Genomic DNA, 24,449 nt, shown 5'->3' with positions numbered 1-24,449 from the left:
AAAGGCTTGGGGCCACAGGCCCCAAAGCCAAAGCCTATATTGAGTCATCCCAGCCGCAAGTCTGGCCCTTGTTTTGCTCTTCCAGCCAGGTATTGAGCGGCGCGAAATAATCGAGGATCGCCGAGGCGTCCATATCACGCTGGCCGGTAAAGGCCTGGAGGGCGTCTGGCCACGGTTTGGATTGACCCATTTCCAGCATGGCGTTCAGCTTCTGGCCAACCGCCTTCTGGTTATAGACCGAGCAGCGGTGCAGGGGGCCAGTCCAGCCGGCTTGTTGGCAAGCGGCGCGCTGGAACTGGAATTGCAGGATGTCGGCCAGGAAATAACGGGTGTAGGGGACGCTGGCAGCCACGTGATACTTGCCACCCGGATCGAAGGCGGAGGACGGACGGATACCCGGCGCCTCCAGGCCCTGATACTTCTTCACCAATTCCCACCACCGGCTATTGTATTGCGCTTCCGTGATCTGGCCGTTGAAGACCTCCCAGCGCCAGCGGTCGATTTCGAGACCAAACGGCAGGAAGGCGATCTTTTGCAGCGCCATTTTCAGCAGGTAGGGAATGTCTTCCGAATCGCTTGGCACCGTGCTCAGCAAACCGATCTGGTTGAGATAGGTCGGCGTCACCGATGACAGGCCGATGAAATCGCCGATCGCTTCGTGGAAGCCGTCATTGGCGCCATTCTTGAACAGGAAGGGCTGATCCTTGTAGGCGCGCTGATAGAAGTTGTGACCCAGTTCATGGTGAACCGTATAGAAGTCCTCCCCATTGACTTCGGTACACATCTTCACGCGCAAATCGGAGATGTTGTCGACGTCCCAGGCGGAGGCGTGACAAACGACTTCACGGTCGCGCGGACGCGTAAATTGCGACCGCTCCCAGAAGGTTTGCGGCAGGGCTTCGAAGCCAAGCGAGGTGTAGAAGCTTTCGCCGGTCTTCATCATACGGATGGGATCGTATTTCTTTTGCACCAGCAGCTTGTCGAGGCTGTAGCTTGACTTGATGCCCTTCGGCGCCACGACGTCATAGATATTGGTCCAATCCTGGGCCCACATGTTCCCGAGAAGGTCGGCGCGGATAGGGCCGAACTTCGGCTGAACGCTGTCGCCGTATTTTTCGTTCAGCTTGCGGCGCGTGTAGCAGTGCAGGTTCTTGTAGAAGGGCGCGACCTGGTTCCACAGACGGTCGGTCTCCGCCGCGAAGGCCTCCGGGTCCATGTCGTAACCCGACCGCCACAGCGCGCCGGTATCCTTGAAACCGAGACCACGCGATCCTTCGTTCGATAACTGGGCCAGCTTGGCGTAGTCGGACTTCATGGGCGCGGCGACGGCCATCCAGCCTTCCCACATGGCGCGCGTGACCTTCGGATCGCGCGACGACGCCATGGTGCGCGACGCATCGTCCAGATTATAGGTCTTGCCGGCATAATTGAACTTGCCGGTCGCATAGATCGAATTGAGCTTGGTGCTGATCGCCGCCAGTTCGTTGGCGGCGCCGGGACGGTCGGCCGCCGGCAGGGTCTGGGACAGGCGCAGCAGGTTGAGCTTGCGACGGGTGACCGGATCGACGTCGACATCGTTGTACTTGGCGGCCGCCATGGCCAGCTTGACGGTTTCTTCGTTCAGCGCCGCGTCGGCACGGGTCTGGAGCCATTCGGTGTCGTAGGTGATGTAGGTCGCCCCCACCCATTGGACGTGGGCATCATATTCGCCCAGTTCGGCCAACTTGGCCTCCGCGGCATCGACGAACGCCTTGGCTTCGGCAGGGGTGGGCTTGGCCGGTGCTGCCTCCGCCGGCGGCGGGGCGACAGGTACGGGCGTCGCCTCGGCCAGCGGCGCCTTCGGCATCGAGGTCGTGGCGCACCCCGTAAGTAACGCGATACACGCGGCGGAAACCAACAGATGTTTCATGACAGCCTTCCCAGCTATTTCGTTTTGGCCCGCTAATTCGGTTTTGGCCAAATCGTTAATTTTGAGAGCAAATGCCATTTAGACGACAGCGTCAAGTCAGGAGATGGCCGGCGCCGTCATTACGCACGCAGACAGCAGGATCGCGATGGCGGCCATTGCCGTCAGCACAAGACAGGTTTTCATGATCTCAGCCTTCCAGGTCGTTGAACCCTCACAAGGACGCGTCTTTGTATCCAACGTCAAGGCGCCGCGCCCTATTCTGCCGCACAAGTATCCAGACCGCGTCCGGCCACGGTCTGAGCATTGGCGGCAATGCGGCTGGACCGCTTATTGCCCTTCGCCTTGCGCTTCATCGGGCTGGGCAAAATCGCCGCCAATTGCGCGGCCTCTCCGCGGCTGAGTGTGCTGGCGCTATGACCGAACCAATATTGCGAACCGGCTTCGGCGCCGTAAACACCAGGCCCCATCTCGATCGAATTGAGATAGACCTCCATGATGCGATCCTTCGACCACATGTGCTCGATCAGGAAGGTGTAATAGACCTCAAACCCCTTGCGCACCCACGACCGGTTCGGCCACAGGAAGACGTTCTTGGCCGTCTGCTGGGATATGGTGGAGGCGCCACGCTTCTTCTTGTGCGTCTTGTTGTAGCGCTCCGCCTTTTCGATTGCCGTCAGGTCGAAGCCAGAGTGCAGGCAGAATTTGGCGTCTTCCGAGGCGATGACGGCGCGTTTGAGATTGTCACTGATTTGCGAGGCGGGCACCCAGCGATGGTCCAGCCCCTCGCCTTCCATCACGCGCTGGATCATCAGCAGGGTAATGGGCACGGGTACGAATCGGTGAATGGCCACCGACAGGATGGAAAAGGCGAAAAATCCGACGATAAGCGCCCCGATAAAACGGAAGGGTCTAAAGCGCGTCCGCGTCTTGCGCGGCGGCGCGGCGGCGGGCACCTTGTCATAGATGACCGCATCGCTCAGGCCTGGAATGACGTCTTCCGGCTGCGGCTTGTCAGTATGACCGTCACTCATCGCGCCCCCGCGTCTGCCGTTATTCGGCTTCGGTCTGGAAGATATAGACGAAACCGTCTTCATCGCCAAATACTAAGCGATTGGCCTCTCCGGACATGGCCAGGGCGGTGATCGCCGCGCCCTTTTCGCGTTTGATCCATTCGACATGGGTCGATTGCAGTTCGGCCAGCCAGACGCGTCCATCTTCCGTGCCGGCGCTGAGGATGGTGTCCTCGGGCGCACCGGCGACGACACTGACCATCGTACCTTCTTGCGGATTGATTTCGGAAGCTTCCTCACCCATCGGGCCATTGGGGCGCAGGAAAGGCCAGACCACCGCGCCATTGGCGCCGGAGGTCGCCAGCAGCTTACCCTTGGCAAAGAAATCGAGCGATTTGATCTTGGCCGGGTAACCGCCCATGCGCATGTCTTTCGAATCCTTCAAACGCCAGCCATGCAAGGCGTTTTCCTGCATGGCGGTAACGACGAACTCGCCGGACGGCGCCATAGCGATTTTGGTGTGCGACCCCGCCCAGAACAGCTTTTGCGGCTTCTGCTCGGCGATGCGCGAAAACCAGATACTGACGCCGTTATAGGTGGCGCAATAAAGCTTGCGTCCCTTCGGTTCGAAACACAGATCCGACACCGAATGTTCATGCTTGAAGGTCTTGGTTTCCTTCTTGAGCAGGTCGAGGACGTAAACGGTCTTGGCAGCGGCATAGGCGATAACCTGGCCCTCGGGCGCGACCGCAACCACATCGATCCAGGCGCCCGGATGCCTGGCCAGCTCGATCGGGCCGGCATCCTTCGATGTCCAGACCACGCGCCCGTCGTCACCACCGGTGATGATGCCGAGCCCGGCCGGATGGACCACGGCCGACAGGACGCCCGCATTGGGATGGGCGTCGAAGACCTTATCCGCATCCGGAAAGACAATACGGCCGTCACCGAGGGCGACGATGGGGTCGTCCAGCGCATCGAACAGGGCGGCGACGACATAGGATTCGAATGATTTTTGATAGGCGAAGGTCATGGCGCGCTTATAGGTCCAGGAATGACATTTGAATACTCAAAAAAGAGCTCCCCCTGACCGTCAGAGGGAGCTGATTTCGAGCTGGAAACGGTGATCAGGCGGCGATGGTCGCTTCGAACCCGGCCTTGAGCGCCGCGGTGTCGAGATGGCGGCCGATGAAGACGGCGCGCGATATGCGCTTTTCGCCGTCCTTCCATTGTCCTTGCAGTTCGCCTTCAAGGATCATGTGGACCGCCTGGAAGACCAGCCGCTTGTCCTCGCCCTTGACATCGAGAATGCCCTTGGCGCGCAGAATATCCTGCCCCTTTTCGGCCAGCAGCTTGTCCAGCCATTGCGTGAACCGCATGCCGTCGATCGGCCTGTCGGCGGTCAGTGACAGGCTCTTGATCTCTTCGTCATGGATTGGATTGATGTGATGGCTGCAATGCTCGTCGTGGACGTGGCCTGCTTCGCCATGGGCCGGCCCGTGGTGATGGTCATGGTCATGGTCATGATGCGCGTGCCCGCGGTCGTGATCGTGATGATGCCCGTGATCATGATCATGGTGGTGATGATCGTGATCGTCGGCACCGATGCTGTCCATCTTCGACAGATCGAAGCGATGCTGGTTGAGCAAGGTTGAGATATCGACAAAGGAGCGCTGGGCGCGCGTGATGCGGGCTAGCGGGTTAAGCCCTTTCAGCCGGCCTTCGATTTCGTCCAGCTTTGCGTCGTCGACCAAGTCGGCCTTGTTGAGGATGATGTGATCAGCAAAGGCGATCTGCTCCTTCACGACGCGGTCCTCTTTCAGCGCGCTGTCGAAGTGCTTGGCATCGACCAGGGCTGTGACGGAATCGAGATAGGTTTTGGCCTTGATCTCCTCATCGACGAAGAAGGTCTGGGCCACAGGGCCGGGATCGGCCAGGCCGGTCGTCTCGACGATGATGGCGTCGAAACGGCCCTTGCGCTTCATCAGTTGCGACAGGATACGGATCAGATCGCCACGAACCGTGCAGCAAACGCAGCCATTGTTCATTTCAAAGACTTCTTCGTCCGCACCGACGATCAGGTCGTTGTCGATGCCGATTTCGCCGAATTCATTGACGATGACCGCATATTTCTGGCCGTGGTTTTCCGACAGGATGCGGTTGAGCAGGGTGGTCTTGCCCGCGCCCAGATAGCCGGTAAGCACAGTGACGGGGGTTTTTGCGGAGACAGCAGCGGTATCGGGCATTTTGCGGCTTTCGGGTCTGTTACTTTATAATAGAAATGGATCTGGGGCTTAAGTATGCCTTTGCGGCCTGAAATCAAGCGGAAGTCGGCACTCAGGGCTACAATTTCCCGATTCTGCGCCTTTGCCTGGTGGCAGGCCAGGCACGAACCGTGTATAACTCAAGCCGATCCCGGTGCACCGACAGGCGATGTTTTAAGAGCATAGTCATTTAAGCTCGTAATGGGGTAAAAACCCGTTGACTCACCGAGATATCCTTGTATAAGTCGCCGCCTCTCGCCCGGAGCCCTGTGGTTCCTGGGGCGTTTTTCCATTTTCCTGCGCAAGCTGACAATCTTTGTCGAAGCCTTGCGCCACTGCATAAGGTTCTGGCCATGTACGCGGTCATCAAAACAGGCGGTAAGCAATACCGTGTTTCGGCTGGCGATCTGCTGGTTGTCGAAAAGCTCGAAGGCGAAGCCGGCGCGGCTATCACCTTCAACGACGTACTGATGATCGGCGATGATGCCGGCGCAGTGGTCGGCGCTCCGCTGGTCGAAGGCGGCGCGGTCGAAGCGACCCTGATCGAAACCCGCAAGGGCGAAAAGATCCGCATCTTCAAGAAGACCCGCCGTCAGGGCTATCGCCGGACCCGTGGTCACCGTCAGATCCAGTCGGTTCTGCGCGTCACCTCGATCCTCGGCGCCGGCAAGTCGGCGAAGTGGGAAGGCACCGTTTCGCTGACCACTAAGGCTGAAATGGACGCTCGTGCCCGTAACCTGGCACCGCGCAACCTGGCAGCCGCCATCGAAACCCCGGAAGTCGTTTCGGTTCCGGTCGTGGCTGAAGATGCCACGTCCGCTCCGAAGAAGAAGGCCCCGGCAAAGAAGAAGGCCGCTGAAGCGACCTCCGACGAAGCATAATTTCCGAACCTAAGGAGCACCTCCCATGGCACACAAAAAATCCGGTGGTTCGTCCCGCAACGGCCGCGACTCACAATCCAAGCGTCTCGGCGTAAAGCGTTACGGCGGTGAATCCGTCCTCGCTGGCAACATCCTGGTCCGCCAACGCGGCACCAAGTTCTTCGCCGGTGACAATGTTGGCCTCGGCCGCGATCACACCCTCTTCGCCACGGCGACAGGCAATGTGAAGTTCACGACGAAGCGCGATGACCGCTGTTACGTGTCGATCATCCCGACAGCCGCCGCTGCCGAATAAGTACGACCTCGACATTTTCGGATCGTGCTTGACCTTTTAAGCCGATCCGGACCGAGTTTAGAGCGGGAGTCCGGATTTTACCGGGCTCCCGTTTTCGTTTTCGACCATTGTTTCTGACCCTGACTGGTTTTTTAAGCCCGACCGATTCCGGGTCTCGCCGATTATAGAAACAACCGATCGTGATCCCGCTCTGCAAGCAAGATGGTGGAACTGACACAGTTCGACCCTAAATAGGCCTCAGCCTGCGCTTACAACGCGGCGAAAGCCTGGAGTGAGAGAGATGATCATGCGCAACGAACACGTCCGGCCGGAACCCGGACACGCCAAGCACGCCACCCCCAACCCCCAGAACCTGAGTGTCGAGACGACGCGTCTCAGCCTGACGCCCCTGAGTGCGTCCACCCCAAACCCGTCTCAGAGCGCGCTACCAGTGCGCCCGGGCGATATCGACGCCTTCATGGCCGTCTTTGCCGACAAAAATTCAGCGCGGATGACCCATGCGATCCCGCACCCGTTGAGCCGTAGCGAAGCCGAAAGTCTGCTGGCACGTATGTCGTCCACGCCCTTCAGCCATTGGGCCATACGCCTGGAGGATGAACAACTGATCGGCATCATCAGCCTGACCCGTTCGACGTGCGGAACCGCCGGCGACATCCATTCTTTCGGCCCAAACCTTAGCGTCTTTATCGCGCCCGCCCATCAGGGTCAGGGATATGCGATCGAAGCGACGGACGGTCTGTTGCGCTGGGTTAAGAAGCGCCGCCTGCATCGCATCATCCACGCCGCCCATTTTGCCGACAACGAAGCTTCGGCGCGTGCCTTGATTACTGCCGATTTCCTGTACACCGGTCGCAAGACCCTGGAGACCTCGCTGGCCCGCGATGGCGAGCATCTGGCGCTGCATATGATCCGGATTCTGTAGCACACTCCCTCGCAAAGCCTTATTCCGCGCGCAAGATCATTGATCTTGCGCGCGTTTTCATTCAAAGAAACGCGATGAAATTCCTCGATCAGTGCAAAATCTTTATCCGGTCCGGCAACGGCGGCGCAGGCGCCGTCTCCTTCCGCCGTGAAAAGTTCATTCCCAATGGCGGCCCCGACGGCGGCGACGGCGGCAAAGGCGGCGACGTGTGGATCGAAGCCACCGAAGGCCTCAACACCTTGATCGACTATCGCTATCAGCAGCATTTCAAGGCTCGGACAGGCGAGCACGGCAAGGGCCGTCAGATGCACGGCGCCAATTCCGAAGATATCGTGTTGCGTGTTCCCGTCGGCACCGAGGTGCTCGAGGAAGACCACGAGACCCTGATTGTCGATCTCGACGAAGTCGGCAAGCGCTACCTGCTGGCCCAGGGCGGCAATGGCGGCTGGGGCAATACGCGTTTCAAGGGGCCGGTCAACCAGGCCCCCACCTTCGCCCTGCCCGGCCAGGACGGCGAAGAACGCTGGATCTGGCTGCGCTTGAAGCTTATCGCCGACGCGGGCCTGGTCGGACTGCCCAATGCCGGCAAGTCCACCTTCCTGGCGGCTTCGTCATCGGCCAAGCCCAAGATTGCCGACTATCCCTTCACGACCCTGGTGCCGAACCTCGGCGTTATCGACCTGGGGCCTGAGGAACGCTTCGTCCTGGCCGACATCCCTGGCCTGATCGAGGGCGCGTCGGAAGGTGCCGGCCTCGGCACCAAGTTCCTGGGCCACGTCGAACGCACGAAAGTGTTGATCCACCTGGTCGATGGAACGGGCGAAGACCCGGTCAAGGCGTACAAGATCATCCGCAAGGAACTGAACGCCTACGATCACATCCTGGGCGACAAGACCGAGCTGGTAGCGATCAACAAGGTCGATTCGCTGGATGCCGACGCCCGTAAAAAGCTGGCCGCCAAGATCAAGAAGGTCAGCGGCCAGACGCCGCATATGATTTCCGGCGTCACCGGCGAAGGGGTGCGCGACATGCTGTTTGCCGCCCTGGCCACGATTCAGGGCGAGAAAAAGCCTGCCAATGCGCCTCAGGCCGATGCGCCCTACAGCCCCTGGGATAACTGACGCGGGATGTGGTTCGCCGGTTTAGCGCCCATGACGCCGGCCGTCCCCGCAGGGGGGCTGCGCTCCGGCTTTCATCTCGAACCCGGGATGACAGTCGGATTGTTCGGCGGGTCGTTCAACCCGGCCCATGAAGGCCATCGTCACGTGGCCGAGACCGCCCGGCAAAAGCTGGGGCTGGACAAGATCATCTGGCTGGTGTCGCCGCAAAACCCGCTAAAGTCCCGCAACGACACCGCGCCCCTGGCCGAGCGCATGGCGGGCCTGCGCCCCTTTATCGGACCGGACGACGTGATTTCGGATTTCGAAACGCGCATTCACGCCACCTACACCCTCGATACGCTGCGGGCGCTCAAAGGGCGATATCCCGGCGTCAAGTTCGTTTGGCTCATGGGCGGAGACAGTCTGGCCAGCTTTCACAAATGGCGCGGCTGGGTTCAGTTGATGCATATGATGCCCATGGCCATCGTCTCCCGGCCAGGCGCCCTGATGAAGGCACGTTTTTCGCCAGCGGCGCTTCGATTTTCGCGCTTCCGCATCGATGAGCGCGCCGCCCATCAACTGGCGTACCGTGAGGCGCCGGCCTGGACCTACATCAAGGGGCCGCTGCACGCCCATTCGTCTACGGCCCTGCGCGCCCAAAAGCGCCGTCCGTAAAAATTCCCGTTACTTCCCCATCAATGGATGACCTCAGGCGCTTTTTGTGCTATGCGTCATTCATCGTGGATCATAAAGGAACCCAAGCCCTGTCTCGTCAACCTGCGCACACAGCGCCCGAAACCCCTCAGTTTGAGGCTCCCGCGTCCCTCGACGCCCACGAAGAATTCAATTCCGACACGTTGCTGCCGCTCGAAACGCTCATCGTCAACAAGCTCGATGACGACAAGGCGCAAGATATTGTCTGTATCGACCTGCGCGGCAAATCGTCCGTCGCCGACACCCTCATCATCGCCTCTGGCCGGTCGCACCGTCACGTCGGCGCTCTGGCTGATCACGTCGTGCGCGCGCTCAAGGAAGCCGGCCACGGCAAGGCCAAGATCGAAGGCCTGCCGGCCTGCGACTGGGTTTTGATCGATGTCGGCGATGTCGTGGTGCATATTTTCCGTCCGGAAGTCCGCAGCTTCTATAATATCGAGAAGATCTGGTCGCTGTCGCCTGACGGCACGGGCCACACCATTCCGGTCTAGAGCTTGCCTGAATGCGCCTGACGCTCTGCGCCGTCGGCAAACTGGGCGCGACGGTCGAAAATACACTGACTAAGGACTATCTGAACCGCGCCGGTCTCACCGGGCGCGGTTTAGGCATTTCACCGGTCGACCTGCTGGAAGTCGAAGCCAAAAAGGGCGCGAAGGCGGCCACTTCCGCCCTGCTGAAGACGCAGGAGATGGACGCCATCAAGGCCGCGCTTGGTGAAGGCGGTATTCTGATCACCTGCGACGAGCACGGCGAACAACTGACATCGCGCCAGATCGCCACACGCCTCAATACCTATAAGGATCGTGGCGAACGCCGCGTGACGTTTTTGATCGGCGGCGCGGACGGACTCGACCCCGCCCTGCTCAAGCAATCGGCGTTCTCTCTGGCCTTCGGCCCCCAGACCTGGCCGCACGCTCTGGTCCGGGTCATGCTGGCAGAGCAGATGTACCGCGCCACGACCATCCTGGCCGGCTTGCCCTATCATCGCGATTAAGCCCTCAGCGAGCCGGCGAGATCGGATAGATGGATGCCGTCATAATGAGATTAGGCTTGAGGATTTAAAACGAAGCAATCTATTTGAATGACATGCTGTCCTCATCGCGCCAACTGCTTTTGACCGGACTTGCCGTCTTCGCCCTTGCCGGAGCGGTGCAGTCGGATGCGCAACAACGGCTGAAAGACCTCAGCGCCGCCGACCAGGCCGCGCTGGACAATCTGTCAGCGCAACGCCGGGCCGAGGAACGCAAGGGCGACAACCAGCGCCGCACGGCCCGCCAGATTGCCCAGGAAGTTGAAGCCCTGCGTCAGCAAATCATCGACATCTCCAAGAAGCAGGGGACGGGCGAACAAAGATCGGCCATCTATCGCGCCAAGCTGGAGACGCTGAACCAGCAGGAAACCGACATTACCCGTCGCCTCAGCGCCGAACGCGCCAAGCAGGCGCGTCTGCTCAGCGCCCTGCAAATCTATTCACGCAATCCGCCCCCGGCCCTGTTCGTAACCCCGCGCAAGGCCAATGATGCCGTTATGGCCGCCATCATCATGCGCGCCATCACACCGGAACTGCAAAAACGCACCCAGGTCCTGGTTCAGCAGAATAGCCGGCTGGTCAATCTACGGCGTCAGGCCGCCCTGCAGAACGAAGCCCTGTTCATTTCCGAAAACGACATTTCTGAACAACGCAGCGAGATTGAACGACTGATCCAGCAAAAAATGGCCCTGGAAGACCAGCTTCTCGGTCAGGCAGACCAGATGGACGCCCGTGCCGCCGAGCTCAAGGCGCGCGAGGCTCGCTTACGCGGCGACACCCCCCTGAAAGGCCTGCTCGGCCTGTCGGCGTCCGACACGGCCCGCCTTCAGGCACCGGCAGTGGGTGAGGTCGTGCGCGCCTTCGGTCAGGTGGAAGGTAACGGGCCCGCCAGCCGCGGCATTTCCTACGCCGTCCTTCCCGGCAGCCAGGTCACCGCACCGGCCGAGGGCGAGGTCGAGTTCGCCGGACCGGTGGAATCCTATGGTCAGGTGGTCATTCTGAATATCGGCCACAACTATCGCGTCGTTATTACCGGCATAGGCCGCATCTATGTCGACGTTGGCAAAACGGTCGGCCGCCACGAGCCTCTGGGGCGCATGCCCAACCTGTCGGACAAGAAGACAACGCTTTATATGGAGTTGCGACGCGGCGAAGATCCGATCAACCCGACCACACCTTTGCAACTATCGGCGAATTAATTACGCGCCCCGTTTACGCCACACTCACACCGTTATATGTAACTAAGTCGCTTTTCGTTCGAGGCCTTAATGAAGAATATGTATCTTGCCGGCATCGCCGCTGTCGCTCTGGGCATGGGCGCGGTCGCCTATGCCAGCCAGCCGGTGTTTTCGCCTCGTTCGGAAACTTACAAGCAATTGGAATTGTTCGGGAATGTCCTGGCCATTGTGCAACAGGACTATGTGGTTCCCGTCGATTCGAAGAAGCTGATCAATTCCGCGCTCCAGGGTATGCTGGCGTCGCTCGATCCGCACTCGAACTATCTGTCGGATGACGACTACAACGACCTGAAAGAAAAGACGCGCGGCTCATACGGCGGCATCGGCCTGGAAGTGTCCGGCGAAGACGGCGCGGTCAAGGTTGTCACCCCCATGGACGACACGCCCGCCATGCGCGCCGGCATCCAGTCGGGTGACTACATAACCGCCATCGATGGAACGTCCATCCTGGGCCTGCCGCTCAATGACGCCGTCTCCAAGATGAAGGGCGAGCCCAACACCAAGTTGACGGTCACCATCGTCCGCACCGGCAAGTCCGAGCCGTTCGACCTGACTCTGACGCGCGAAGTAATTGTCGTGAAGTCGGTCAAGACGCGCATGGAAGGCGATTTTGGCTATCTGCGCATCGCCTCCTTCTCGGAAACCACCGCCAACGACACCAAGACGGCCCTGGCCGACCTGATGGCCAAGAACCCGAACATGAAGGGCCTCGTGCTCGACCTGCGCAACAATCCCGGCGGTCTGCTGGAACAATCGGTCGGCGTCGCCGATCTGTTCCTCGACGGCGGCGAGATCGTCAGCCAGCGTGGCCGCAATCCTAACGACATCATCCGTTATCAGGCCAAGAAGGGCGACATGACCCATGGCATGCCCATTGTTGTCCTGACCAATCCGGGCACGGCCTCTGCGGCGGAAATCGTCGCCGGCGCGCTCCAGGATCAGCACCGCGCCGTCACGGTCGGCCTGACCAGCTTCGGCAAGGGCTCGGTCCAGAGCGTTATCGACCTGGGCCAAAACCGCGCCGTCAAGCTCACCACCGCGCGCTACTACACGCCATCGGGCCGCTCCATCCAGAAAACCGGTATCGAGCCGGATCTGGAAGTGGCGCAATCCAAGGAACAGGCGAAATACATCGCCACCTCGGCCATGCAATATACCGAGGCCGCCTACGCCAATGCGCTCGACGCCGACGAAGGCAAGGTCCGCCGCTCGCCCCACGCCGTTCAGGAAGTGCCGCCGGACGATTTCGACACCAAGACCGGCGACTTCGAACTGACGCGCGCGCTTGATGTGCTGAAATACAATGGCGATGTCAAACTGGCGGCGGCGCACCCGCGCGGCGCCAAGCTGGCCGATTCCGACCTGGTCGATAAACCCGGCAGCAAGTTCGCTCAGACCAAGGCCGGCGCGACCGGTAAGACTGCTTCATCGTCATCGTCATCGTCATCCTCGTCCTCTTCCGCCACCACATCGTCCGGCGCCTCATCCTCCAGCTCCAGCTCCGCCTCACCTTCCTCCAAGAAGTAGGTGGCGGCCTTTACGGATACGCCATGCCTCTCGCGTCTCCCTTGCGAAAACTGCGTTTGCTGAAAGGGCTCAAGCAAAGCCATCTGGCTGAGCTTATGGGCGTTACGCAGACAACGGTTTCGCGATGGGAAAGCGGAGCGCTCGCCTTGCCGGACGAACAATGGGACAAGGCGCGCGCTGTTCTGGGCGCGCCCGAGCCGGCGCAGGACGCCATCCTGAAACGCCTGGTCGAATCATCGACCCTCAGCCAGCACCTGATCTGTGACCGAACGCACAACCTTCTGGCTGTTTCGCCATCGCGTCAGGCCAAGTGGCGGGCGGAGCCAGGCGAATTGATTGGCAAGTCGCTGATCGTCTATGCCACGCCGGAAATCCTGGCCGCCGAAGCCACGCTCGGCAATATCGGCTGGTACGACGGCGCGGTGGCGCGACTCGAAGTCCATACCGGCCCCAACAGCGACCTGATCGTGCCTATCGTGCCAAGTCGCCTGATTTGGGAACGCCTCCTGCTATCTGACGGCACGCCGGCGCGCCTGGTTACCACTCTGAACGCATAATTTATGCGTTGAACCGCAGGCGGGCGCCGCCTATCCAGCGCCCATGTCTACTTCATCGCCCTCTTCATCAGCAAGTGCCACAGTCTGGCGTCATATAGGCCTGTTGTGGCTGGTCGGCGTTTTGGCCGCCGCGCAACTGGGCAAGTTCGCTGCCCTCGCCACCGTCATCCGCACAGACTTGTCGCTGAGCCTGGTCGGAGCGGGCTGGCTCGTCTCGCTGATCGAAACCGGCGGCGCCTCACTTGGGCTGGTCGCGGGACTACTTATCGGGCGCTGGGGAAGCCGGCGCGCCCTCATCGGCGGCCTGAGTCTGCTGACCGTTGCCGGTCTCGCCGAAGGATTTTCTGCTACCGCCCTGCCACTGTTCGTCTGCCGCGTTATCGAAAGCGCCGGTTACCTGGCCATCGTAATCGCGGCTCCCAGCCTGATCGCCACCATCGCCCGCCCCCGGGATCAGGCGGCCGCCCTGACCCTGTGGAGCACCTTCGTGCCTGTCGGATTTGCGATCGGCATGGGACTGAGCGGAGTGGGCCTTTTAATCGCGAACTGGATGACTATCCTGCTGGTGTGGGGCCTCGTTGCCGCCATGGTCTTGGCGGGATGCCTGCGAACCACATTACCCGAGATCAGGACGCGGGGCAGCTTCGCTCTACCGGGACGACCTGCCTGGCTGCTCAGTATGGGCTTCGGTTTTTACACACTCATTTTCGTCGGCCTGATCGCGCTACTGCCCGTCTACCTGAACGAGCGGACCGGCCTGACGCCCACCCTAGCCGCCACGGTGACGGGAATTGCCTCCGCAACCACCTTGGTTGGGGCGGTTGTTGCCGCAGCGGTGATGCGACGTGAGGCGGTTTGGGGACGATGGCTGGCGATGACGCTCGGGCTTCTGGTGCCGGCGGGGCTGTGCGGGCTTGTTTTTGGCGGGGGAGCGCCCTTGGCCGTCATTGGCATAGTTTTCGTTCTCTTCGCCATATCCGGCATACCCTCCAGCCTCATTTTTGCCCGCCTGCCCCACATGGCCGGCCGAGATGGCCAGCCGCCGGCCATTGCCGCCGCCAACGGTGTATTGACGCAATTCGGCGCCGGCGGCTCGCTGATCGGCCCCCCTGTTCTGGCCTTTATCGTCGATCACTGGGGATGGCCCGCGCTCGCCACCGCCGCCCTGGCTGGCCTATGCGCGTGCCTTGTCATGACGATCTGGGCGGAGAAAGTCGCTCATTCCAACCGCGAGCGGGCACAAGGGTAGAGACCGGTTACCGCCATATCTGAAATGTTCAGCGGTAAACGTCGGTCTCCGCTGAGCAGGCTTTGTCTGCGTTCATGCTGGGGTCATAAATTGATAAGCATTCGTTAGCCTTTATTAACCCTGTTCCGGCAAACTCCGCGAAGTAGCATTCGGAAGTAAAGGCTCATGTTCGCCAAGCCTAAGACATCGCCATCGGCCAACGCCCCGGCGCCCCGTCAACGGTCGGGCGTCAAGCTGGAGCCGCGCGTGTGGCTGGACAAGACACTGGATATGTTCCGCAAGCCTTATGTTGCACCGGTGTCGGCACTCGGTGTGTTCGCGGTCGTCCTGGCCACCTTCCTGAATCTGTCCGGCGATCCAAACGCCGCGTCCCCCAGCGCCCGCGTCAAGCTGGACAAACTCAACCCTCCCGCCGCCAATGTGCATGCCGCGCCCGACGAGAACCAGTCGGGCATGCAGGCCTTCACGCTCGACAGCCTCGGCATGTTCCAGGATACGCCGAGTGACGGCTTCAACTTGAACGACGCCAATGCACCACCGATTCAGGGAACAGCGGTCATTACGATGCCAGGCGACCCAGGTCAGCCGGCAGCCGGCGCACCCAAGTTCACCACGTCCCCGCTGACGCCGGCGCCGATTGCCGGTCTGTTCCAGAAGACTGACGGCGGCCCTCTGCCGATAATTGCATCAAACGGCCAGACACCCGCTTCGGCCTATGCCCGGCCCTTCAAGAACGACGGACGTCCCATGGTCGCCCTGGTTGTCGGGGGCCTGGGCCTCAACCCCACCACGACCAAGGAGGCCATCACCGGCCTGCCGCCTCAGGTCACCCTGTCCTTCGTGCCCTATGTCAGCAATCTGCAAAGCTGGATCGACCTGGCGCGCGCCGCCGGTCATGAGGTGATAATCGAAGTTCCGATGCAGCCGATCAACTTTCCGGACAACGACCCCGGCCCGCAGACACTCATGGCCAATGCCAAGACTGACGACCTGATCAGCCACCTGAACTGGGTTCTGACTCGCGCCACTGGCTATTTCGCAGTATCCAATTATCAGGGCGGCGCCTTTTTCAAGGACCGGTCCGGGGTAGGCACTTTCATGGACAATTTAAAATTACGCGGCATCGCTTTCGTCGACGATGGCCAGGCTAAAGGTCTTAATGGTGCCTGGGCGCGCGCATCGGCCGATCGCATCATCGACAGTCAAATCAACTCGACAGCCATCAACGCCCAACTGGCCGGCCTGGAATCGACGGCCAAGAGCCGCGGTCAGGCGCTTGGCACCGGTTTTGCCTATCCAGTAACACTTGCAGTGGCGCAGAAGTGGGCGCAAGGGCTTGATGCCAAGGGCATCCAGTTGGCCCCGGCATCTGCGATCACGCACCAATGACCAAGGCTGAAAAAGGTCCGCAAGGATATCGTCCGAACGTCGGCATCGTCGTGTTCAACAATAGCGGACGCGTGTGGATCGGCCATCGCTACGGCGTGAGTGGTGACCATGCCTGGCAGTTTCCCCAAGGTGGAGTGGACGAAGGCGAAGATCTGGAAGCGGCGGCCTTACGGGAATTGTACGAAGAAACCGGTATCAAAACGGTAACGCCCATGGGTCGAACCAAGGACTGGATCGTCTATGACTTTCCACCGGATGTGTTGGCCAACAAAAAGATCGGTCGCAATTTCAAGGGCCAGAAGCAGATATGGTTCGCCTATCGCTTCACGGGAGAAGAAAGCGAAATCGACCTCGAAGCCCATCATGAGCAGGAATTCTCACGATGGGAATGGTGTGATATCGAGCACGTTATAGACCGCGTCGTCCACTTCAAGCGTGACAGCTATCGCAAGGTCATCGCCGAGTTCAGCGAGCTTATCTAAGGTCAAGGGTCGGCGGGTTTGATACCCGCCGTCACGTCATTGTGTTCGACCGCCGCGTTGATCGTGACGGTTTCTGACGCAATACGGGATCAGAATAACGCCGTTTTCCACTCACAAAGGAGCGACCAGATGGCATCCCTGTCCCCTGAAACATATATCGACGGCTTCGTTATCCCGGTCCACAAGGACAAGAAGGACGCATACCTGAAAATGGCCAGGATGGCGGCCGAGATCTGGAAAGATCACGGCGCCCTGGAAATTATCGAAACCTGGGGCGACGATGTGCCCGAAGGTAAAGTGACCTCATTTCCCATGGCCGTGAAGGCGGAGCCAGATGAAGTGGTCGTATTTTCATGGGTCATCTGGCCTTCGAAAGCCGCCCGCAACGCCGGCAATGAAAAAGTCATGGCCGATCCACGCATGCAGCCCGACGAATCCGAAATGCCGTTCGACGGCAAGCGCTTGATCTTCGGCGGCTTTACACTGCTGACTCAAGGCTAAGGCTAAACCTATTCGCCTGCTGTCAGTCGGCGGATCATGTCGATTTCGTGCTGACGGTACGGCGTGCCGTCCTTGTGGAACAGGTCATGGAACCAGACGACCGGCTCCCGGTCCGTGTAGGGATGTATAGCCGAATCCCAAGGCAGCCGCGTTTGCGTCTTACCATCGACAAAACCCCAATTGTACATCGAGACCTTATGTGCTTTGGCAATCGGCAGATCACCGTCGATGGTCGATCCGGCGCCGCGCGCCATATATTCTGTACACAGAACCGGCCGACCATAAGCCTCCAGTTCGACAATGCGGCGCTCAAACTCTTCCGGCCAGCCGTAATTGTGAAAGCTTATGACATCCGATTGTTCGATCTGGATCCTTTGGATCGCACCGAGCGCCGCCAAGCCCTTGGGCGACCAATCACCGCCGTCATAAAGGCCACTGGTCAGGGGCTGGGTCGGCTCCGCCGCGCGCGCCCACGCGAAGACCTGCGGTAAGAGAGCAGTTAAGTATCGCCCCTTTGCGGTCTGGTGAATGCTATCCGTCTCACCTTCATGCGGTTCGTTCCAAACGTCCCAGCCAAGAACGCGCGGGTCATTGCGATAGGCACTGATCACGCCCGTGACATAGGCTTGCAGTTTCGGGTAGCCCGAGGTGTTTTCAAGTCCCTTTTGTCCGGGACTCTGCACCCAGCCCGAATTATGCAGTCCGGGGACAGGTGCTCTTTGGGGCCCAAGGTGAGGATTGGTATCCCAACAGGAATCGAACAGAACGAACAGCACCTTAATGTGGTGGGCGTCGGCGATTTTCAGAAAGCTATCGATGCGGACCTTGTACCCAACGGGATCAGCGGTCCACAGCATGTCGTGTAAAAAGACACGCATCGTTGTCATGCCTGTTTGCTCGGCCAGCCCCAACTCCCAGTCGATCTGCTTCGCGTCGAACGTTTCGGCCTGCCACATCTCGATTTGATTGATGGCATTGGCGGGAATATAGTTGCTGCCAACACGCCAGCCCTGCTCGGCGTACCAGCTATTTGCCTGCTGTACTGTCCAGCGTACCCGCGCCTCGCCTAGTGACGGCACGGCAAGGCAGATCAAGGTGAAGGCGAGGGCAAAAAGTTTCATTGCGCTTTTCCATTTATACGACCCCATAGAGGCGCAAACTGCGGTGCACGACAACAAAAAAAGCCCGTAAAGTCTATGACTTCACGGGTTTAAGGCGCTTTGCTTCGGGGTTTAGACGAAACAGCCAGTTGGAGGAAGAACGGACCAGGCCTGCGCGAAACAACAGACCCGGTGCCTTTCAATACATGACTGGGTCATGCGACGGATATCCAGGCGCAGGCTTTACTGACGTCTCAGGATAAATAACTCAGGACATTTGGCAAATTGTCCACTTCACGTCAAGGCATTTGCCATCGATGTCACTTTTTTGAAATCGATACCAACCCCGTCAACGTTGGCTTTTTACACCGTTCGGTTCGTCTTGGCGACCTGGCCGTACCAATGGCCGGAATCTTTGATTGTCCGCTTTTGACCATTGGCAAAATCAACATAGGTCAGGCCGAAGCGCTGCGAATAACCGGCCGCCCACTCGAAATTATCCATCAAACTCCAGGCGTGATATCCGCGCACCGGTACGCCGTCGTGAATCGCGCGTGACAAGGCATCGAGATGACCCTTGTAATAGGCGATGCGCTTGGTGTCGTGAATCGCACCGCTGACGTCCGGACCGATATTGTAGGCAGCACCATTTTCGGTGATCTCAATCGGGCGGTTCCCTGTGACGGCCTGCATACGCTTCAGGATGTCGTAGAAACCTTGCGGATAGATGTCCCAGCCGAAATCCGTCTTGTCGTGGTCGCCGAAGGCCCATTCGGTATCAGGCAGCAACAGACCTGGCACGCCAGATGGTTTTTGCGCATCCCAAACGCGCGTGCGCGAATAGTAGTTGATACCTATAAAGTCGAGGTCCGCCCGCATCAGAGCCTCGTCGCCCGGCAGGAAGCCAAGGATTTCGTTCTGGCGATCCGCCGGCAACACGCCCTGCGGATAGGCTCCGGTGAGAACGGATTGGACGAACCACAGGTTCGACAGCTTGTCCATGAACACGGCGGCTGCCTTGTCGGCGTCGGACTCAGTAGAAGCGATCTGCGGCGATACGTCGAAGACCGAGCCGATCTGTAGTTTTGGATTGACGGCTTTCATGGCCTTGAAACCCATCCCATGAGCCAGGTTGACCGTATGGGTTGCCTTGAAAAAGGCCTGTGGGTCCTTGCGTCCCGGCGCCCATGCGCCCTGCCAGTAGCCGATCTGCGTAAAGGCCTTGGATTCGTTGAACAGCGACCAATCGCTAATCCGGTCTCCTAGGGCGCGCGCCATGATGTCGGCATAGTCGGCGAAACGCTTGGCCGTATCGCGGTTGGGCCAGCCGCCCCGGTCTTCCAGATCCTGGGGCAGGTCCCAGTGATACAGGGTCGGCAGAGGACGGATGTCGGCTTCCAGCAACGCATCCGTCAGGCGCGAATAATAATCGATTCCCTTCGGATTGGCGGGGCCGGTGCCGTCGGCCTGTATGCGCGTCCAGGCGGTTGAAAAGCGGTAGGATTTGAGATTCATGGCCTTCAGAAGGGTCACATCTTCGGCATAGCGGTGATAGCTGTCGCAGGCGATATTGCCCGTATCACCATTGAGAATCTTACCCGGCGCCAGCACGAAACGATCCCAGATGGATTCGCCCTTGCCGTCTTCGCGATACGCACCTTCGACTTGATAAGCCGCGGTCGCGGCCCCCCAGATGAAGCCGTCCGGGAAGGTGCCTTCAACAAATTTGCCGGCGGGTTTCGCCTTGGCGCTAACAGACCCGGGCAGCAGGCTGGCGCCGCCAAGGGCCAGGGCGGACGAAAGAAGGTGTCTGCGGTTCATGAGCATTTCCTGTGTTATGTTAAGCTTTGCCCAGCGCCTGAAGCTGGGGTTTGTCCAATGCCGGGGTCAAAGTGGTCTCGCGCTCAATGATTTCGTGCGCAATGATGTGTCGAATCTGCCGGTCGCTGGGGACCAGCGTATCAGATTCGGTGTTGAAAATCTGGATACTGCGGCGGGCCATTTCCAGATAGGGCTGACGCACTGTCGTCAGGGTCGGCCAGACAGCGGACGAGATCGGCGCGTCATCGAAGCCTACGACAGCGATGTCCTCAGGTATGCGCAACTGCATCTTGTGCGCCACCGAACAAATGGCGGCAGCCATTTCGTCATTGCAGCCGAATATGGCGGTTGGCCGATCCTTGAGATTGAGCAGGCGTTCCGCCGCTTCGAAACCGGATTTGAACAGGAAATTGCCGTGCTCGACATAGTGAGCCGGCGGACGTGGCAGGCTGGCGGCGTCGAAGGCTTCATAAAAGCCGTTGCGGCGCAGGATAGAGGCCGCATGGTCCGGGTGGCCGCCGATATGAGCGATTTTGCGGTGGCCGAGCCGGAACAGATATTCGACAACATCGCGCGCGGCCAGTCGGTCATCCATGGCGACCGATGGATAATGGCTGTCAGGTGTGGACGGCGATATCAGCACGCAATGAATGCCACGTGATTTCAGAAAGGACTTGAGCGGGCCGAAATCGCACAGGGTGGGCAGAAGGATCATGTCCTTAATCTGAGCGTCGGTGATAAAGCGGTCGAGATAGGCCTGCCAGTCCGGCATGCCGGCTTCATAGAGTTCGACGGCGAGATATTTTCCCGATTCCATGCATGCGGTCAGCATGGCGTGATGAAAACGGCCCTGATAGCCGCTGGTCGGGTCTTCGAGCAGAAAGCCGATGGACGTGCGGGCGCCCAGTCGTAATTGGCGGGCCTGGGTATTGGGACGGTAGTCGAGTTGGCCCATGGCATCGAGCACTTTTTCACGGGTGCCGGCCTTTACCGCTCTGTCGTCGTTCAACACGCGCGAAACTGTTTTTGCCGAAACGCCAGCCAATGCCGCGACATCGTAAATGGTTGCCATAAAGTCCAAGTACCCCGGTATCGTGACGGCGTATTTCGCCGCGTCCCATGTGATGCAGGCGTGTCACACGTAAACACACAAGTCTGGATATTTGTCGCGCATCCATGACATCGATGACAAAATACTTGACATAAATTGGACAGTTTGCAAATGCTCGATTGCCCGAAAGTGACAAGCTCGTTGCCTGACGGTAGTGGAAATTGGCAAAAATAACCATTTTTCATTTATATATCAAAGCTATAACAAAAATGTCCTTTTCAAAGCGAAACAATGTCTTTTAGACATTTCAGCCGGAAGGGTCAAAACAGTCCGGGAGAGCGCTGGAAGGATTGATGCCCGATTTATGTCGGGCCCCAAGGGCGCAACCAATTGCGTAACCAAACAAAAACTCAACATAAGTTTTAGGGACGAAAGACACATGTCATCGAGAATTATTGGGAAGAGACTCCTTAAGGGAGCCATCGGCGCGGCGCTGATGACAGGCGTTAGCATGACAGCGCTGTCAACTGCGGCATATGCCCAGGCTGAGTCGGGTCCGGCCACCGCCGCTCCGGCCGATAGCGCTACAGAGGTGGTCGTGGTTGGCATTCGTCGCTCGCTGCGATCGTCACAGGATATCAAAAAAAGCACGCAGGGCATGGTTGACGCCATCACGGCGGAAGATATCGGCAAATTTCCCGATACCAACCTGGCCGAAGCCATTCAACGCATTCCTGGCGTAACTATTGACCGGTCAAACAACGAAGGCTCGCGCGTTACGGTTCGCGGCTTTGGCCCGGAATATAACTTGGTGACCCTGAATGGCCGCTCCATGCCATCTTCGGTTGGCGGCGGCATGAGCGCGACGCGTTCGTTCGACTTCGCCAATCTCTCGGCTGATGGAATTGCCGGCATGGCCGTTTACAAGACCGGTCGCGCCGATGTGCCGTCCGGCGGCATTGGCTCGACGATCGACGTGACCACCGCCCGTCCGTTCAATTACAAGGGCATGACCGCGCAACTATCAGTCAAGGCCATCGACGATACCTCCACCGATAAGGGCGTGACGCCGGAAGTATCCGGCCTCTTCTCCAACACCTTTGCTGACGGCAAGGTCGGCTTCCTGGTCAACGGCTCCTATTCGGAACGCAACAGCCGTCTTGAAAATGCCAGCATCGGCGGATGGCTGCAAAATCAGTCGCTCGGCAGCGCCGTCGTCACGAATAACAACAAGAATCCATACGGCAACTATTGGGCGCCACAATCGGAAGCCTGGGGCTTCGACGATCACGAGCGCACACGCCTGAACGGTCAGGCCGTACTGCAATTCCGGCCGACCGACTCCCTGACCGCGACCGTCGATTACACCTACGCGCTCTATAAGGACCATGCTGTATCGCATACCTCCGGCGCCTGGTTCGGCTACGGCGGCGACCTGCATTCGATGACGATCAACGAACACGGCACCGCGGTCAATATCAACGACACCGGTTCGGACCTGTCCTATTCGGTCTTCGACAACCACGTGAAGAACGAGTTGAAATCGACGGGCGTGAACCTGAAGTGGGACGCCACGGACACCCTGGCGGTGGAATTCGACGCCCACCATTCGACGGCGGATTCCGGCGGTGATGGCGCCAAGGGCAACAACATGTTCATGATTGTCGGCCAAAACCCCGGCATCGCCATCGACAAGATATTCACGGTCACCGACAAGGACATCCCGACCACGACCTGGACCTATCAGGCACCGACGACGGTTGCCAACATCGGCACAGACACCATCCTGCCTCTGTTCGGTCAGGCGAATAACAACACCTTCATCAACACGATCGACGAGGTGCGCGCCGACGCCGTATGGCGCAACGCCAATGGTGACAGCGGGTTGAAGAGCATCAAGCTGGGCGCCGACTACAAGGTGTTCAAGACCCGTGCTCGGTCTTACAATTCGGGCAATTTCGCCTATGGCTACTACAACCCGGCTGATCTGGGCTTGATGAAGGCATCGACCTTCACCAAGGTCGACACCTGCTCCCTGCTGCAGGACTTCTCGGGCGGTGGCTGCGACATCCAGATCCCATACATATATACTTTCGACCTGGCTCAAGGCGTCGCCGACGTCCAATCGAAATATCCGCACACCTTCGCCTTCCCGACCGACCCGACGTCGGATCACAAGATCCGCGAAGAGACCAAGGCGATCTATCTCGTCGCCAACTTCGACACGGACTTCAACGGCATGCGCTTCCGCGCCCTGGCCGGTCTGCGCTACGAACAAACCGACGTGACCGCCAACTCGCTGGAACAACGCCCGGTATCGGTAGAATGGGTCAACCCGACCGAATTCTTCACCCGCTTCGCCGCCGATCCGTCGTTCTCGGACATCAAGAAGTCGTATAACGAATTCCTGCCGAGCCTCGATACCAGCCTGCAAATCACAGACAAGCTGCTGGCCCGTGCGTCCTATTCGAAGACGATCACGCGTTCGGACCTGTTGTCCATGGTCGGCACGACGTCCGTGTCCACTACGCCAAAGCCCGGCGCCCGCACCGCGACCGCCGGTAACCCCGGCCTGCTGCCGTACGAATCCAACAATGTCGACTTCTCGCTGGAATATTACTACACCCGCGACAGCTACGTGTCGGTCAACTACTTCGCCAAGCAGGTCGACAACTTCCTGACGCAGACGACCGTCAAGGGACCGATCGCCGGCCTTACCGATCCGGCGGCTGGCGCCTTGGCCCAACAGGCTACGGCCGCGCTCGTCGCCGCCAACCAGCCAACCACGGCCGCGAACATCTTCGCCAAGATGCAGCAGCTGAGCGGCCAAGCGACCTTTACAGGCCAGCCTGGCGATCCGCTGATCACCTGGGATATCACGACGCCGTCAAACGCGAACGCTGTTGAAATCCACGGCTGGGAATTCGCCGTCCAGCACATCTTTGCCGATACTGGATTCGGTGTGCAGGCCAACCTGTCCATCCCGACAGGTGGCGCGAAGTTCGACAACGAGCAGATCGGGTCTCAGTTTGCCCTGCCCGGCCTGTCGAAGTCGTACAACCTGGTCGGCTTCTATGAAAAGAATGGCTGGCAGGCGCGCGCGGCCTTCACCCATCGCGGTGAATTCCTGCTTGCTACCAGCCAGGGGCAGTCGTCCAACGAACCGCAATATGTCGAAGCCTATGATCAGCTTGACGTGTCGGCCAGCTACGACATCAATCCGCATCTGAACATCTTCTTCGACGGCATCAATGTCACGGGCTCTTCGCAGCGCCTGCACGGCCGTTATTCGGAGCAATTCCTGAATGCCTACGAAGGCGCCGCCCGCTACCAATTGGGCGTCCGCTACAAGTTCTAATCGGGAAACCGCGCACAACTGGAAAAGGCCGTCCGAAAGGGCGGCCTTTTT

22 protein-coding genes are annotated in these 24,449 nt (G+C 59.4%); 15 read left to right on the top strand and 7 right to left on the bottom strand.

Features of this window, described 5'->3' with window-relative positions:
• Positions 1-34: 34 nt before the first annotated feature.
• The 4 genes from AEAC466_RS24170 to AEAC466_RS24155 form a co-directional block, all read right to left on the bottom strand.
• Positions 35-1,909 (bottom strand): M2 family metallopeptidase, encoded by a 1,875-nt coding sequence (locus AEAC466_RS24170; RefSeq protein ID WP_031238008.1) that lies wholly within the window; start codon positions 1,907-1,909, stop codon positions 35-37.
• A gap of 254 nt (positions 1,910-2,163) precedes the next feature.
• Positions 2,164-2,940, bottom strand: coding sequence for a monofunctional biosynthetic peptidoglycan transglycosylase (gene mtgA / locus AEAC466_RS24165; protein WP_023456269.1), 777 nt, complete (start codon positions 2,938-2,940; stop codon positions 2,164-2,166).
• Between the two features lie 19 nt (positions 2,941-2,959).
• Positions 2,960-3,952, bottom strand: coding sequence for a WD40 repeat domain-containing protein (locus AEAC466_RS24160; RefSeq protein WP_023456268.1), 993 nt, complete (start codon positions 3,950-3,952; stop codon positions 2,960-2,962).
• Positions 3,953-4,046: 94 nt separating this feature from the next.
• Positions 4,047-5,165, bottom strand: coding sequence for a CobW family GTP-binding protein (locus AEAC466_RS24155; RefSeq protein ID WP_023456267.1), 1,119 nt, complete (start codon positions 5,163-5,165; stop codon positions 4,047-4,049).
• Positions 5,166-5,536: 371 nt separating this feature from the next.
• Between AEAC466_RS24155 and rplU the strand changes: the two genes are divergently transcribed.
• The 14 genes from rplU (at position 5,537) to AEAC466_RS24090 (ending at position 17,068) form a co-directional block, all read left to right on the top strand.
• On the top strand, positions 5,537-6,064 hold the full coding sequence (gene rplU, locus AEAC466_RS24150; RefSeq protein WP_023456266.1) for a 50S ribosomal protein L21: 528 nt from the start codon (positions 5,537-5,539) through the stop codon (positions 6,062-6,064).
• Positions 6,065-6,089: 25 nt separating this feature from the next.
• Positions 6,090-6,359 (top strand): 50S ribosomal protein L27, encoded by a 270-nt coding sequence (rpmA, locus tag AEAC466_RS24145; RefSeq protein ID WP_023456265.1) that lies wholly within the window; start codon positions 6,090-6,092, stop codon positions 6,357-6,359.
• Positions 6,360-6,645: 286 nt separating this feature from the next.
• A complete protein-coding gene (locus AEAC466_RS24140; RefSeq protein WP_235074078.1) occupies positions 6,646-7,281 on the top strand; it encodes a GNAT family N-acetyltransferase in 636 nt (211 codons plus the stop codon).
• A gap of 74 nt (positions 7,282-7,355) precedes the next feature.
• Positions 7,356-8,402 (top strand): GTPase ObgE, encoded by a 1,047-nt coding sequence (gene obgE / locus AEAC466_RS24135; protein WP_023456263.1) that lies wholly within the window; start codon positions 7,356-7,358, stop codon positions 8,400-8,402.
• Between the two features lie 30 nt (positions 8,403-8,432).
• Positions 8,433-9,056: a nicotinate-nucleotide adenylyltransferase gene (locus tag AEAC466_RS24130; protein ID WP_369794467.1), complete on the top strand. Its 624-nt coding sequence runs from the start codon at positions 8,433-8,435 to the stop codon at positions 9,054-9,056.
• A 65-nt stretch (positions 9,057-9,121) separates the two neighbouring features.
• The gene (rsfS, locus tag AEAC466_RS0121880) at positions 9,122-9,586 is read left to right on the top strand and encodes a ribosome silencing factor (protein ID WP_235074075.1); all 465 of its coding nucleotides are present in this window, start codon (positions 9,122-9,124) and stop codon (positions 9,584-9,586) included.
• An 11-nt stretch (positions 9,587-9,597) separates the two neighbouring features.
• Positions 9,598-10,089, top strand: coding sequence for a 23S rRNA (pseudouridine(1915)-N(3))-methyltransferase RlmH (gene rlmH, locus AEAC466_RS24125; protein WP_023456260.1), 492 nt, complete (start codon positions 9,598-9,600; stop codon positions 10,087-10,089).
• Positions 10,090-10,181: 92 nt separating this feature from the next.
• Positions 10,182-11,324 (top strand): murein hydrolase activator EnvC family protein, encoded by a 1,143-nt coding sequence (locus AEAC466_RS24120; RefSeq protein WP_023456259.1) that lies wholly within the window; start codon positions 10,182-10,184, stop codon positions 11,322-11,324.
• A gap of 69 nt (positions 11,325-11,393) precedes the next feature.
• On the top strand, positions 11,394-12,890 hold the full coding sequence (locus AEAC466_RS24115) for a S41 family peptidase (RefSeq protein WP_031238006.1): 1,497 nt from the start codon (positions 11,394-11,396) through the stop codon (positions 12,888-12,890).
• A 23-nt stretch (positions 12,891-12,913) separates the two neighbouring features.
• Positions 12,914-13,447: a helix-turn-helix domain-containing protein gene (locus AEAC466_RS24110; RefSeq protein ID WP_023456257.1), complete on the top strand. Its 534-nt coding sequence runs from the start codon at positions 12,914-12,916 to the stop codon at positions 13,445-13,447.
• Positions 13,448-13,490: 43 nt separating this feature from the next.
• Positions 13,491-14,696, top strand: coding sequence for an MFS transporter (locus AEAC466_RS24105; protein WP_081714490.1), 1,206 nt, complete (start codon positions 13,491-13,493; stop codon positions 14,694-14,696).
• A 165-nt stretch (positions 14,697-14,861) separates the two neighbouring features.
• A complete protein-coding gene (locus tag AEAC466_RS24100; protein WP_023456255.1) occupies positions 14,862-16,085 on the top strand; it encodes a divergent polysaccharide deacetylase family protein in 1,224 nt (407 codons plus the stop codon).
• Positions 16,082-16,567: an RNA pyrophosphohydrolase gene (locus tag AEAC466_RS24095; RefSeq protein WP_023456254.1), complete on the top strand. Its 486-nt coding sequence runs from the start codon at positions 16,082-16,084 to the stop codon at positions 16,565-16,567. Before AEAC466_RS24100 ends, AEAC466_RS24095 begins: the two co-directional genes overlap by 4 nt.
• A 129-nt stretch (positions 16,568-16,696) precedes the next feature.
• Positions 16,697-17,068: a DUF1428 domain-containing protein gene (locus AEAC466_RS24090; protein WP_023456253.1), complete on the top strand. Its 372-nt coding sequence runs from the start codon at positions 16,697-16,699 to the stop codon at positions 17,066-17,068.
• Positions 17,069-17,076: 8 nt separating this feature from the next.
• On the opposite strand, the gene AEAC466_RS24085 is transcribed toward AEAC466_RS24090, so the two are convergent.
• The 3 genes from AEAC466_RS24085 to AEAC466_RS24075 form a co-directional block, all read right to left on the bottom strand.
• Entirely contained in the window at positions 17,077-18,189 is a 1,113-nt protein-coding gene (locus AEAC466_RS24085; RefSeq protein ID WP_023456252.1) for a cellulase family glycosylhydrolase, read from the bottom strand.
• A 342-nt stretch (positions 18,190-18,531) separates the two neighbouring features.
• The gene (locus AEAC466_RS24080; RefSeq protein WP_023456251.1) at positions 18,532-19,989 is read right to left on the bottom strand and encodes a GH1 family beta-glucosidase; all 1,458 of its coding nucleotides are present in this window, start codon (positions 19,987-19,989) and stop codon (positions 18,532-18,534) included.
• Positions 19,990-20,008: 19 nt separating this feature from the next.
• The gene (locus AEAC466_RS24075; protein WP_023456250.1) at positions 20,009-21,061 is read right to left on the bottom strand and encodes a LacI family DNA-binding transcriptional regulator; all 1,053 of its coding nucleotides are present in this window, start codon (positions 21,059-21,061) and stop codon (positions 20,009-20,011) included.
• A gap of 490 nt (positions 21,062-21,551) precedes the next feature.
• Here AEAC466_RS24075 and AEAC466_RS24070 point away from each other — a divergent pair, with 490 nt between their 5' ends.
• On the top strand, positions 21,552-24,398 hold the full coding sequence (locus AEAC466_RS24070) for a TonB-dependent receptor (RefSeq protein WP_023456249.1): 2,847 nt from the start codon (positions 21,552-21,554) through the stop codon (positions 24,396-24,398).
• Positions 24,399-24,449 lie beyond the last annotated feature (51 nt).

The organism is Asticcacaulis sp. AC466 (genome assembly GCF_000495815.1).
Lineage (GTDB): Bacteria > Pseudomonadota > Alphaproteobacteria > Caulobacterales > Caulobacteraceae > Asticcacaulis.
Note: the sequence above shows the minus strand (reverse complement) of the source record. Positions and strands in the feature narration are given on the sequence as shown.

What these genes read in the sequence shown, in the direction of transcription:
- AEAC466_RS24115 (WP_031238006.1), top strand. Translation starts at nt 11,394, where the DNA reads ATGAAGAATATGTATCTTGCCGGCATCGCCGCTGTCGCTCTGGGCATG.
- AEAC466_RS24075 (WP_023456250.1), bottom strand. Translation starts at nt 21,061, where the DNA reads ATGGCAACCATTTACGATGTCGCGGCATTGGCTGGCGTTTCGGCAAAA.
- rplU (WP_023456266.1), top strand. Translation starts at nt 5,537, where the DNA reads ATGTACGCGGTCATCAAAACAGGCGGTAAGCAATACCGTGTTTCGGCT.
- AEAC466_RS24120 (WP_023456259.1), top strand. Translation starts at nt 10,182, where the DNA reads ATGCTGTCCTCATCGCGCCAACTGCTTTTGACCGGACTTGCCGTCTTC.
- AEAC466_RS24080 (WP_023456251.1), bottom strand. Translation starts at nt 19,989, where the DNA reads ATGAACCGCAGACACCTTCTTTCGTCCGCCCTGGCCCTTGGCGGCGCC.
- AEAC466_RS24100 (WP_023456255.1), top strand. Translation starts at nt 14,862, where the DNA reads ATGTTCGCCAAGCCTAAGACATCGCCATCGGCCAACGCCCCGGCGCCC.
- AEAC466_RS24160 (WP_023456268.1), bottom strand. Translation starts at nt 3,952, where the DNA reads ATGACCTTCGCCTATCAAAAATCATTCGAATCCTATGTCGTCGCCGCC.
- AEAC466_RS24090 (WP_023456253.1), top strand. Translation starts at nt 16,697, where the DNA reads ATGGCATCCCTGTCCCCTGAAACATATATCGACGGCTTCGTTATCCCG.
- AEAC466_RS24130 (WP_369794467.1), top strand. Translation starts at nt 8,433, where the DNA reads ATGACGCCGGCCGTCCCCGCAGGGGGGCTGCGCTCCGGCTTTCATCTC.
- rlmH (WP_023456260.1), top strand. Translation starts at nt 9,598, where the DNA reads ATGCGCCTGACGCTCTGCGCCGTCGGCAAACTGGGCGCGACGGTCGAA.
- obgE (WP_023456263.1), top strand. Translation starts at nt 7,356, where the DNA reads ATGAAATTCCTCGATCAGTGCAAAATCTTTATCCGGTCCGGCAACGGC.
- AEAC466_RS24170 (WP_031238008.1), bottom strand. Translation starts at nt 1,909, where the DNA reads ATGAAACATCTGTTGGTTTCCGCCGCGTGTATCGCGTTACTTACGGGG.
- AEAC466_RS24105 (WP_081714490.1), top strand. Translation starts at nt 13,491, where the DNA reads ATGTCTACTTCATCGCCCTCTTCATCAGCAAGTGCCACAGTCTGGCGT.
- AEAC466_RS24140 (WP_235074078.1), top strand. Translation starts at nt 6,646, where the DNA reads ATGCGCAACGAACACGTCCGGCCGGAACCCGGACACGCCAAGCACGCC.
- AEAC466_RS24155 (WP_023456267.1), bottom strand. Translation starts at nt 5,165, where the DNA reads ATGCCCGATACCGCTGCTGTCTCCGCAAAAACCCCCGTCACTGTGCTT.
- AEAC466_RS24095 (WP_023456254.1), top strand. Translation starts at nt 16,082, where the DNA reads ATGACCAAGGCTGAAAAAGGTCCGCAAGGATATCGTCCGAACGTCGGC.
- rpmA (WP_023456265.1), top strand. Translation starts at nt 6,090, where the DNA reads ATGGCACACAAAAAATCCGGTGGTTCGTCCCGCAACGGCCGCGACTCA.
- AEAC466_RS24070 (WP_023456249.1), top strand. Translation starts at nt 21,552, where the DNA reads ATGACAGCGCTGTCAACTGCGGCATATGCCCAGGCTGAGTCGGGTCCG.
- AEAC466_RS24110 (WP_023456257.1), top strand. Translation starts at nt 12,914, where the DNA reads ATGCCTCTCGCGTCTCCCTTGCGAAAACTGCGTTTGCTGAAAGGGCTC.
- mtgA (WP_023456269.1), bottom strand. Translation starts at nt 2,940, where the DNA reads ATGAGTGACGGTCATACTGACAAGCCGCAGCCGGAAGACGTCATTCCA.
- AEAC466_RS24085 (WP_023456252.1), bottom strand. Translation starts at nt 18,189, where the DNA reads ATGAAACTTTTTGCCCTCGCCTTCACCTTGATCTGCCTTGCCGTGCCG.